The 11285-nt window shown below is 70.5% G+C and carries 8 protein-coding genes and 2 pseudogenes; 4 read left to right on the top strand and 6 right to left on the bottom strand.

Going from position 1 to position 11285, the window contains the following annotated elements; all coding sequences use genetic code 11:
* Positions 1-87: 87 nt before the first annotated feature.
* From ABZ374_RS47295 to ABZ374_RS47280, 4 genes and pseudogenes are all read right to left on the bottom strand, one after another.
* Positions 88-831 carry an IS5 family transposase gene (locus ABZ374_RS47295; RefSeq protein ID WP_360324685.1) on the bottom strand — a complete coding sequence of 248 codons (744 nt, stop codon included), beginning with the start codon at positions 829-831 and terminating at the stop codon, positions 88-90.
* A 464-nt stretch (positions 832-1295) separates the two neighbouring features.
* Positions 1296-1889 carry an XRE family transcriptional regulator gene (locus ABZ374_RS47290; protein ID WP_360324682.1) on the bottom strand — a complete coding sequence of 198 codons (594 nt, stop codon included), beginning with the start codon at positions 1887-1889 and terminating at the stop codon, positions 1296-1298.
* 231 nt (positions 1890-2120) lie between these two features.
* Positions 2121-2939 carry an MFS transporter gene (locus ABZ374_RS47285; protein ID WP_360324679.1) on the bottom strand — a complete coding sequence of 273 codons (819 nt, stop codon included), beginning with the start codon at positions 2937-2939 and terminating at the stop codon, positions 2121-2123.
* Positions 2940-3423: 484 nt separating this feature from the next.
* A pseudogene (locus tag ABZ374_RS47280) lies at positions 3424-4236 on the bottom strand (NAD(P)/FAD-dependent oxidoreductase); the annotation flags it as partial.
* Positions 4237-5123: 887 nt separating this feature from the next.
* Between ABZ374_RS47280 and ABZ374_RS47275 the strand changes: the two are divergent.
* Together ABZ374_RS47275 and ABZ374_RS47270 are read left to right on the top strand one after the other, a co-directional pair.
* On the top strand, positions 5124-6146 hold the full coding sequence (locus ABZ374_RS47275) for an NAD(P)/FAD-dependent oxidoreductase (RefSeq protein WP_360324691.1): 1023 nt from the start codon (positions 5124-5126) through the stop codon (positions 6144-6146).
* Positions 6147-6235: 89 nt separating this feature from the next.
* Positions 6236-6577, top strand: a complete 342-nt coding sequence (locus ABZ374_RS47270; protein WP_360324676.1) for a thioredoxin family protein — start codon at positions 6236-6238, stop codon at positions 6575-6577.
* Between the two features lie 485 nt (positions 6578-7062).
* Here ABZ374_RS47270 and ABZ374_RS47265 read toward each other — a convergent pair whose 3' ends face one another.
* Positions 7063-7905: a helix-turn-helix domain-containing protein gene (locus ABZ374_RS47265; RefSeq protein ID WP_360324674.1), complete on the bottom strand. Its 843-nt coding sequence runs from the start codon at positions 7903-7905 to the stop codon at positions 7063-7065.
* 32 nt (positions 7906-7937) lie between these two features.
* On the opposite strand from ABZ374_RS47265, the gene ABZ374_RS47260 reads away from it, so the two are divergent.
* Both ABZ374_RS47260 and ABZ374_RS47255 read left to right on the top strand, forming a co-directional pair.
* Positions 7938-8624 (top strand): creatininase family protein, encoded by a 687-nt coding sequence (locus ABZ374_RS47260; protein WP_360324688.1) that lies wholly within the window; start codon positions 7938-7940, stop codon positions 8622-8624.
* Entirely contained in the window at positions 8621-9091 is a 471-nt protein-coding gene (locus tag ABZ374_RS47255) for an SDR family oxidoreductase (RefSeq protein WP_360324671.1), read from the top strand. Before ABZ374_RS47260 ends, ABZ374_RS47255 begins: the two co-directional genes overlap by 4 nt.
* 1105 nt (positions 9092-10196) lie before the next feature.
* Here the strand turns inward: ABZ374_RS47255 and ABZ374_RS47250 are convergent.
* Positions 10197-10907: pseudogene (locus ABZ374_RS47250) on the bottom strand (EamA family transporter); the annotation flags it as partial.
* Between the last annotated feature and the right edge of the window lie 378 nt (positions 10908-11285).

The raw sequence follows: 11285 nt of genomic DNA, 5'->3' as shown, positions 1-11285 counted from the left end.
CCCACTCCGCATCCGTCAGATCACCCCGCCCCATTCCCGGACCAACGACTCGACCGCGAGATAGTCACATGATCGACCGGACGTGTCCTAGTCGACCGGATCAAAGCGCGGCGGTCGGCCGCCGCGAGAGCCGAGCTTCCGGCGGTTGCGCGCCTGGTCGGCCTTGTCTGGGATGGTGCGGCGGATCCTGCAGCGGCGCAAGTAGGCCCGGGTTTTGCGGGAGGCGTACGCCTCGTCCGCCCTCACGCGATCGGGACGGACACGTGGCCGGCCTGGCCCCAGGCGGGGCACGCGAACCCCTGCCAGCACGGTTTCGAACTGCGGCGAGTCTCCACGCAGTTCTGCCGTCACCACGATCGACAAGGGCTTCCGACCTTGCTCGACGGCCAGATGCAGCTTTGTGGTGAACCCGCCGCGCGAGTGTCCCAGCCCGTGATCACGACGCTCGATGACCACGCCGCCCGGCGGCTCCTTCTGCAGGTCGCCCTGCTTGCGGGCCCCAGCCGCATGCTGATGAGCGCGACAGACCGTGGAGTCGATGCTCAGGTCCCACACGATCGCCCCCTCCGCATCGGCCATGGACTGGAGCCGGGTCAGGATCCGGTGCCAGGTACCGTTCCGCTGCCACCGGCGGAACAGGTCGTAGGCCCGGCCCCACGGTTCGTGCTCGACGGGCACGTCCCGCCACGGAACAGCAGTCCGGATCCGGAACCGTATGCCGTCGATTAGCCGACGCCGGGACCAGACGGGTGGCCACCCCGTCTTGGCACCCTTCGGCAACACCGGCTCCAGCACCGTCCACTGCTCTTCCGTGAGATCTTCCGCCCCCATGAACCGTGATCATCCACAGCCCTCAGACCCACATTCGATACACGGCCAAGGACGCCCTTCACGACCGACTCCCGCGGGCGCGGCCACTGCGCCCTTCCGTGCGCCGCACGAGTCTGACTTCACGCTCACCAGCCGCAGCGCGGCGGAACTCGCGGTGGCGGGCGTCTGAGTGGCCGGGCCGACCGCCGCACACGAGCTACGCAAGGCCGGCCACGATGCGACCACGCTGGACGCCCGTCTGCGGATTGGCCGTGGCAGTCTCACGGTCCGCGGCAGACATGCCGACCGACAAGGACAGTGTGACGCGGCGGGCAGGTTTCCCGTCCGGCCGATACTTCAACACCGGACGCGCGATCCGTCCGCAGTGGTTGGGCCATACCGACGACCCCCCGCTTCCGGAGTGTCGGCGGACGGAAGCCATGTCGACAGGGAAGTGGCCCGCGCTCGTCCGGCGAGCGCGCTGTTCAACGGGACAGGGGCCCGGTGCGGACGTGTATGCGCTCGCCCTGGCCACCCAAGAGGCCGAGGACCTCCACGGCCGAGCCACCGAAGGGACCGAACCAGTGAGGCAAGCCGGTGTCGAACTCGACGGCCTCGCCCGGCTCCAGGACCAGCTCGCGGCCGCCCAGGACGAGCCGGACCCGTCCCGACAGGACGTACAACCACACGTGCCCCTCGTGCGTGCACGGCTCGGGCCGATTCTGGGAAGCCGGGATGACCAACTTCCACGCCTTCAGGGGGCTCGGGCGGTCGGTCAGTGAAAAATGGGCCCTGCCGTGGTGCACACGAGGCCTGGTGTGGATCCGGGACTTGCCCGACCCCACGGGCCCGACGAGTTCGTCCAGCGGCAACCCGTAGGCCTGCGCGATCGGCAACAGAACCTCCAGGCTCGCGCGTCGTCGGTCGGATTCGAGCCTGGACAGGGTGCTGATCGAGATCCCCGTTGCCTCGGCCAGTGCGGACAGGGTCAGGCCACGTTGGGTTCTGATGCGACGCAGCCGCAGGCCGACCTGTGCCAGCGTGATGACGATAGGGGAGGGCTCGTCCATGCGTCGCATTCAATCCATTCACCGCCGAGGAGGGCAAGAAATGTTGCCGATACCGCAAACGCCGGGGTGCCGGGGGCGGAGGCGACGCGTGATGGGGCGATCCCGGGCCCGAAGCCCACCGCCTACCGGTCCGCCGCAGGTTGCACCCTCGCCTCCCGCAACACCCCCGCCGTACACGAGGCGATCACACACAGAACGCCACCGGCAGCAGCAACGCGATGCTCAACGGCATCACGTGCGTCATCGGCCCGATGACAGTGGGACCGGCCAATACCCCGAGATAGCCGATCCCGGCGACTCGGGCGCCCCCGCGGCGGCCCGGTCGGTGTGCCCCGCTGCACTGAACAACTGCGGCACACAGCCGGACAGGCCAATAACCGCGACCGTCCAGCCGACCAGCGGCAGCGGAATCCACGGCGACAGAGCTGCCGTAGCCGGCCCGAGCCCGGCCAACGCTGCGCCGTAGCGCAGGATCGCCATCGCGCCGAACCGCGCGGACACGCCGTCCGCGAGGAACCGCCCGACGGTCATCGCGGTGGCGAAGGCGCCGTAGGCGAAGACCGCGCTCGCCGGGGAGGCGTCGAGGATGTCCCGCAGGTGCAATGCACTCCAGTCGTTCGCCACGCCCTCGCAGAGCATGAGCATCAGCGCGAGCGCGGCCAGGACCCGGATGCGGCGGGGCGGGCGTCCGGAGGTGCTCTCCACCTCGTGGGTGGCTGCCGGCTGCGGACGAAGCAGCAGGGGAGTGGCCGCGACCGCCATGACGACTCCGAACAGGGCCACCGTTCCGAGCGTGCCCGCCAGCCCCAGGCCGAGACCGAGCGTCAGCGCGCCGAGGAGAGCGGCCAGGACCCCGCCGACGGAGAAGGTTGCGTGGAACGCGGACATGACCGGCCGTTCGTACGCCCGTTCCACCTGAATGGCGTGCACGTTCATGCCGACGTCCATGGCGCCGTTGCTGCAGCCGAACAGCAGCAGCGACGCGCCCAGGGTCCAGGCGTCGGTGGCCGGCCCGGGCAGGATCACGGAGGCACTGAGCAGTGCCGCGCTGATCGGCACGAGCGTACGTGCGCCGAAGCGGTCGGTCAGGGGACCGGCCAGGTGCAGCCTGCGAAGGCTCCTGCGCCCGCATCAGCAGAACCAGCCGAGCACGGCGTGGTTGACTCCGGCCCTGTGCTCGACGGACGGGATGTGCACGATCCACAGTCCCATGAGGAAGCCGTTGGGCCCGAAGTAGATGAAAGTGGCCGGACGACCGGCTCCAAGGCTTCCGGTCGTTCGCTGACCGGCGGTTGTTTCCGTGTTTTCGTCCGGGGTTCCTGCAGAGGTCACAGGCCGTGTCGCCGGTCGCCCAGGACCTGTTCGCAGAGGCGGGCCTCTCGGACGCGGGGGAGAAGGGATCGCTGTGGGCACGCACCGCGTGGCGGGTGTCCTCGGCGATGAGGTCGGCATTGATCGCTTCGGCTGCGGCCGAGCCGGAGACGGCCGACGCGAGGAGGTTCGCGTTGGGGTCGGCAAGGTTGCCTGCGACCCACACACCCGGAACGGGAGTGAGACCGGTCGGGTCGGCGGCGATGTAGGCGCCGAGGCCCGGGTGCGGTGTGGGCCCGATGCCGAGTCCGGTCAGGAAATCTTCCTGTGGGACCGGCCGGGGCGTGATGGCCAGCGCTTGCAACGGGATGAGTTCGCCGGACCGCAGGCGGACACCGGCAAGTCGGTCCGCGACGATATCGAGTCCGGTCACCTCACTGTCGACCACCGTGATCCTGCGGGCCGCCAACTGTTCGGCCTCGTCGGCTGTCGGGTGGGGTGCGGTGTGCAGCAGCAACGTCAGTCGGTCGGTCCACTGGCGGAACAGCAGGGCTTGGTGCACTCCGGACCGGCCGGTGGCTAGGACGCCGATCGGCTGGTCGCGGAGTTCCCATCCATGGCAGTACGGGCAATGCACCACATCGCGCCCCCAGCGCAAGGCCAAGCCGGGTATCTCGGGCAGGTCGTCGCCGACTCCGGTCACGGCCGGCAGCCGCCGGGCTCGCACGGCGCGACCGGAGTCGCGTTCGATACGAAAGCCGTCGCCGTCCCGCACAGCGGACAACACCTGCCCCTGCTGCACCCGGCCCCCGTAGTCGGCCATCTCGCGACGTTCCGCCTCCAGCAGGTCACCGGGTGGGACGCCGTCACAGGAAGGGAAGCCGTGCATGTGCATCGCCGATGGGTTGCGAGGGCGGCCGTCGTCGATCAACAGGACGGACCTGCGGGCGCGTCCGAGCAGGAGCGCCGCACTGAAGCCTGCCGGGCCTCCGCCGACCACCACGTCATACCGCTCATGGCCGTTGAGCCGGGGTCCCTGGGTCATCGTGACCACCTCCGACGCCAGGCTGTTCCCACGACGGCGATTTCGACAAAGTTCTTTGCGAAAATCGCAAAGCATGGATAGGGAGACGTGCGAGTGACGACTTCGACGCCGTGCCAGCCGCAGGAGATTCGCCGGTGCCGCGGCCTGCTGGGTCGCGCCGTCGAATGACACCGGCGTTCCGTCCCGACCGGAGTTCGACCATCGCGAACCTGGTCTGCTATCCCATCCGCCCTTGGATCGGCGCGCTCGCTTGGCCGCCGAAGGGGTTGAGCTTCACGGTCGAGTCGCCGATGGCGCCGAAACGTTGGGAGGCGAGGTGTCGGACTCGACGGCCCCGCCCGGCTCCGGAACCCGCTTGCGGTTGCCCAGGACGAGCCGTCCCCGCCGGACGGGACGTCCCTCCACACCCAATTCTCGTTAACACCGCTCGGGCGGGTTCCGTGACGCCGGGATGACCGACCTCTACTCCGTCAGGGCGCTCGGGCGGTCGGTCAGGGAAATCTGAGCCTGGCGTGGTGTATACGAGGCCTGCTGCAAACCCGGGGCTTGCCGAACCGAGAGACCCCACGAGTTCGTCCGGCGGCCGACCTGTGCCGGCACGGTGGCCAGAGGGGAAGCCTACGTCGCGAATTCGATCCGACCCTCCTGACACGCAACGAAGTTCGCTGGTACGGCAAGACAGGGGCCGACAGGCCGGAATCCGGCCGACGCCGCGCGAGCCTTCGAAGTTGCTCTCGTGGATCGCCCAGTGCGAGGCAACGGCGGGTGCGGCCGCTGCTCGCCCGAGTTGTCGCGGTTCATTCGGAGGGGTCGGCGACGTCGGTTGTTGCGAGAACCGCAAAGAACTTTGCCGTTGGTGCGATCGGGGAGGCACGCTCGTGGCGGAGGTGATCGCCGTGAGTGACACGACGAACGATGTACGAAACGCTCCCGACGCCGACGGGTACGACGTGGTGATCGTGGGCGCGGGTGCGGCGGGGCTGAGCGCCGCTCTGGTGCTGGGTCGGGCGCGCCGCCGGGTGGCGGTGGTCGACGCGGGTGCGCCGCGCAACGCCCGTGCGGCGCACGTGCACGGTTTCCTGTCGCGGGACGGGATGTCCCCGGCGGATCTGCTGGCGGTGGGTCGGGCCGAGGTCGCCGGGTACGGGGTGGACCTGTTCGAGTGCCGGGTGGACCAGATCGACCCCGGTTTCCTCGTTCGGTTGGACGGCGGCGCGGTGCTCAAGGCTCGGCGGGTGGTGGTGGCCACCGGACTGCGGGACGAGCTTCCGGCGATCCCCGGTGTGCGGGAGCGGTGGGGCAGGGACGTCTTGTTCTGTCCCTACTGCCACGCGTACGAGGTACGCGACCGGCCGATCGCGGTGCTCGGCACGCACCCGGGGGCGGTGCGGCACGCCCTGCTGTTGCGGCAGTGGTCCTCCGATGTCGTCTTCTTCGCCCACACCCTCGATCTCGACGCGGGGGAGCGCGAACAGCTGGCCGCGCGCGACATCGTCGTCGCCGACGGCACGGTCAAGCGGGTGGTGGTGGAAGCCGACCAGGTGCGCGGTGTCGAACTGGCCGGGGGCCATGTCTTCCCCCGCGGCGCGGTCTTCGTCGTTCCGGAGATGGTGCCCCGCGACACCCTGCTCACCGGCCTGGGCTGCGAGCGCGACCCGAACGACTGGGTGAGCACCGACGATGCGGGCCGCACCAGCGTGTCCGGGGTGTGGGCGGTCGGCAACGTGACCGACACGAAGGCGCTCGTGATCATCGCCGCAGGACAGGGCGCCGCGGCCGCGTTCGCCCTCGACCACGACCTCGCCGCCGAGGACGTCGAGCGGGCCGTGGACAACCACCGCACCTCCACCTCGGCCCGCACGCGTCACAGCACCCCGCGGTCGATACCCCAGGTCGCCATCCGCGACTGAGCTCCCGCTCGTCTCCCGCCACATCGCCCGGGCCCATCGGCCCTCACACACACAAGACACGAACCACACGCCGCAAGGAGAACGTCATCATGGCAGCGAGGCCCCACGGCTCCGTCGACAGTGTCACCGAACGGACCTTTCCCGTCCGCGTACTCCAGGCGGAGCGGCCCGTCCTGGTGCAGTTCTGGGCCCCGTGGTGCGGGCCGTGTATCAGGATCACTCCCGTCGTCGAGGAGTTGGCCGCCACACAAGCGGGCGCCCTGGACGTCGTAAAGATCAACGTCGACGAGGAGCCGGCACTGTCGGAGCAGCACGGGATCTCCTCCATACCGGCCTTCGTGGTCTACGTCGACGGCGCCCCTGTCAAGGCGTGGACGGGCGCGGCCCCGAAGCCCGTCCTGGAACGACACCTTCGCCCCTACCTGGCATAAGGAACGGGAAGGGGACAACCGCTCCGTCGACGGTCGGTCCCGTCATCGGGTGCGCCTCCGCTTTTCGGGCGCGCGCCGACGTCGGGAACACGAGCAGGGTGCGCGGGACGGTGATTTCCGCACCGACAGATCCGTGGCGTGGTTCCAGGCGGAGCCGCCGAGCGAGGTCGGACGGATGCAGTTCCCAAGAAGCGGGCCGGCATCCACCGTGGCATCGTGCCCGATCCTGTAGTACGAGGTCCGAGTCGGTGGCGATTCGAGAAACAGGCCGTCGATCGGGTGGCCACCCACCTCGCGGTCCGGGTCGGATCGGACGTGTCGTCGATCCGACCCGGCGACGTGGCGCTGCTGAGCCGAGAGTGGAGAAGCACGCGCGGCGGGCGAGCCGATGATCGTTCTTCGGCCGGTTCGGCGGACTCGCCGGCGAGCGGTTGACGGAGTCGGGTTCGAGAGCGTTCGGACAGCCGCGCCTGTTCACCCGTCGATCAGGGATGTATGTTCCGTTGCCGACTGTCCGAACCCGCCGCGGGCGGCGCCTGCTCGGTGCTCGGTCGTTCCTTCGGTAGCCAGTGGAGGGCGAACCACAGTTCCATTCGAACGTCCGGGTCGTGCAGGTCCAGGTCCAGCAGATCGCCGATCCTCGCGACGCGTTGGCGCACGGTGTTGCGGTGCAGACCGAGCGCGGTTGCGGCGCGGTCCCAACTGCCGTGGTGCGCGAGCCACGTGCGCAGGGTTTCGAGCATTACGTCGTAGCCGGGCGAGGGGGCATCGATCAGCGCCGCGAATCGGGCGCGCGCCAGGGCGGTCGAGTCCGCCGCCGGGACGAGCGAGTGCACGCTCCGATCCCGGTCCTGCTGCCGCCGGGACGGCACCCCAGCCGCGAGCGCGTGCCGCAATGCGCGCTCGGCCTGATTGGCTGCCACCGCGAGGTCGGCCGTGGCGGACGGTGCGCTGAAACCGAGCGTCCACCCGAGCCGATTCGCCGCCGCCGGATCCGCCGTCGGCGAGCCGGGCGTAACGGGCACGAGCGCGTACACGTCGCGCCCGCGCAGATCCAGATACGACGTGGCCAACGCGGTACCCAACGCGGCCAGTTGCACCGGATCCTCGCCCGGACCCGCTCCCGGGCCCGGTTGCCGGCGATCGAGCCGACCGCGGACCACGACCCAACCGGCACCCGGTGTCGAGGGCAACAGCAGCGACGCCACATCCCGCGGCGACCCGCCGAGCATCAGCCGCACCAGCGCGGCCGAGCTGCGGCTGTCGCCGTCGAGGGCGTGCCGCGGGCTGGTCGGCAGGGACAACAGCACGGCCACCACCGCGGTCACCGAGTGTTGTACCGCCGTCGGCGCGAGGCTCGATCGAGCAACACGGTCCGCACCTGCCGGTGGACACCGACACGCACATCGCCGAGCGCTTCGCCGCCGCTGTCTGGGCCCGCACCGGCGGTCTGGTCGCCCCCGGGTACGACTACGGATCACGATCGCGGCCGATCAGCGGCGGCGGTGAACGGTTCCCCGGCACGGTCTCGCTGAGCGCCGCCACGCACAGCGCGATCGTAAGCGACCTGGTGGTCGCCTACGCTTGGCACGGACACCGACGCATCGTGCTGGTCAACGGCCACTTCGAAAACACCGCGCCGGCCGTCGAGGGAGTCGACCTCGCCCTCGAACGCGGAACCGACGCGCGGGTGTTGATGGTGAACTGGTGGGAGGTGATCGGTGCCGACGCGCCCGACCGGATCTTCGCAGGCGACGTCCCCGGCTGGGAGGCCGAACACGCCGGGATCGTCGAGACGTCGCTGATGATGCACCTGGATCCGGGGCGGGTACACGCCGACGCGATCAGCCCGCTGACGGTCGCGACCACTCCGCCGCCTTACACGGTGCTGCCGGAACGGCCGGGCCTGGTCGATTCCTCCGGCGTGCTGCGCACCGCGCACGGCAGCTCGGCCGCGATCGGCGAGGCGATCTTCGAGGGGGCCGCCGACGCGATCGCCGCCGTGGTGGAGGCCGAGTTCGGCGTGGCCGAGGGAGTAGGGCGATGATCACGGGTACCGGCGGCGGGCCGGCCGAAGTGGTCGTGGTCAGCGGCGCGGCGGCCGGGATCGGCCTGGCCTGTGTCCGCGAACTGCGGGAACAAGGCCGCCTGGTGGCGGGATGCGACCTGCGGGCCGGCGGCGAGGCGGACCTCGACGCGGTGGTGGACGTCACCGATCCGGCGGCCGTCGCGAGCTTCGTGGCCCGTGTCACCACCGAACTCGGGGCCCCCACCGTCGTGTTGAGCGCTGCGGGCTACGTCGAGGAGATCCCGCTCGCCGAGATCTCGCCCGCGACCTTCCGGCGGATGCTCGGCGTGCACCTCGGCGGCCTGCACAACCTCACCCGCGCCACCCTGCCGACCATGGTGGACCGAGGCGGCGGCGCGATCGTCGCGGTGGCCTCCGAACTGGCGATCACCGGTGGCGAGGACGCCGCCCACTACGTGACCGCCAAGGGGGCCTCCTGGGACTGACCCGGGCGCCGGCCGCCGAACTGGCCTCGACCGGGGTGCTGGTGAACGTGGTTGCCCCGGGCCCCACCGACACCGCGATGCTGGCCCCGGCACCATCTGGCGCGACCCGGCGTACCTGGCCACGCTGCCCACCGGCGCGCTGGTCCGGCCCGAGGAAATCGCCGTCACCGCGGCCTTCCTGCTGTCCGGCCGCGGCGCTCTCACCGGGCAGTCGTGTCCCCCAACGCAGGAACGGTGATCTGACGCAGTCGATCTCGAACCACGCCGTACTCGTCGCCCTGCCCACCGAGATCGGCCGGGCCGCGACACAGGTGCTGGAAGCGGGAGGCCGACGGGTGACGTCGCCCTCCACCGACGCGGACAGGCCGGTGCCCGACCTGTTCGTGATCGGTACTACCGAGCCGGGGTCGGCCGCAGACTTCGCGGACACCGACCCGACGACCTGGTGGGCCGCCGTCGAGCGGCGGCTGTCCGCGGTGTTCGCCCTGGCCCAGACGGCGGGACGGGACCTGGCCGCCGCAGGCGGGGGACGGATCGTGCTCGTGCTCGCGACTTCTACCACCACCTGGGAGCCGAACGACGTCGCCGCACGCTCCGCGAGCGTTCGCGGTCAGGGCCGTGATCTCGTCGGTGATCGGGCCGTGGATTGTGTACAGCGCCCCGCAGCCGGCCGCTTGCGGGAACAGATCGAGGGCCAGGGCCCGGAACATGCCCTCCTCGACGTATTACATCGAGCGGCCGGCGAGCGTCCCGTCGCGCAACCGCACCTCCAGACGCTCCCCGGTGACCGAACGGCGGCCACGCACGCAGTCCCGCGTGCGCCGGGGCGATCAAGTCGCGCGGTCGGCGTTGCGATCGCCACGTTGCGGCGGCCTCGTTCCCGCGTCGACCCGGCGGCCGTTCGTCGCGGTCGGACCGGCGGGGCCGAGACAGGAGGGCTCGGACGGAAGCGAGTGGGTCGATGTCGACCCCTCGACGGGGATGACGAGGAATCGGCACCGTCGAAAGCGGACGGCCCTGCCGACCGGATGAGTACGGTGTTCACCATCGGTCCATTGCCTGAGCAGGACCGCTTGGTGCCCGGGCGCGTGTCCGAGCCAGCGGGTCATTCCATGGTGCGGTTCCGGCGTATCCCAACCATGCCCCTGGTGGGGGCAGAAGAGGCTGTTGCAACGGCTACGGCGTTGGCGCCGACGATCACCCAGATGGCCGCCCACGCGATCGCATCGAGGTGCTGCTGGAGCACTACGAGACCCACCAGGGCCGCGAAGACCGGGTTGACGCTCATGAACACGCCGAAGAAGTGCGCCGGGACACGTCGGAGCGAGAGCAGGTCGGCGAGGAACGGCACCGCCGAGGACAGTACTCCGGCGGCCGGCGCGCCGGCGAGGGCGGCCGGGGTGGGGGGATGCTGCCAGAGCACCAGAGCTCCGACCGGAACGTAGAGCGCGCCGGAGACGGCCGCTGCGGCGGCCGGGCCCTCCAGGCCCGGCAGGCTTCGGCCGACGGCGCGGTTGAGCATGATGTAGCAGCCCCAGCACGCCGCGGCCGGCAGCGCCAGGCCGACGCCCGGGTAGTCGGTGGAAGGAGAAGGGCGGGCGAGCACGACCACCGCTGCGGCGGCGGCCGGCGCGCACAGGGCATCGATGCGGCGTCGAAAACCGGCCAGCGCGACCGTCAGCGGACCGAGGAACTCCAACGTGACGGCCAGCCCGAGCCCGATGCGGTCGATGGCCGCGTACAGGGACAGGTTCATCACGGCGAACAACAGCACCGGCCGCCATTGCGCCGCGGTGAACGAGCGCGGGCGCGGCTGTCGCGGCCCGAGGCACGGATCTACGCCACGCTGCTGCTGGAGGCGGTGAGCCGGGAGTCCGGGCGGTACCCGAGCATGGCAGGCAGCCGCCCGCAACCCCGCCCCACCCCGGTACATGTGCGCGATCCGACGATCGAGCACGACAGGCCGCCGCAGGCGGCCGCTCGATCGACCTCGCCCGCCGCTGCGCCGCCGTGGGATTCGGCCCGGGTGCGGAACTCGTTGAGTCGACGGTGCCGTTCGGGTCGGAACCCGGTCCGGGTGCTCCGTCCCGGCTGCTTTGAGTGGGCGTTTAATGTGGGCGAGTTGCGCCTTATGTTCTAGTAGGTGCCTCGCCAGGTAGGTGTGGCTTCGTCCGTTATGCGTTTGGTGAGATTG

The sequence above is a fragment of the Embleya sp. NPDC005971 genome, assembly GCF_040629175.1.
Lineage (GTDB): Bacteria > Actinomycetota > Actinomycetes > Streptomycetales > Streptomycetaceae > Embleya.
Note: the sequence above shows the minus strand (reverse complement) of the source record. Positions and strands in the feature narration are given on the sequence as shown.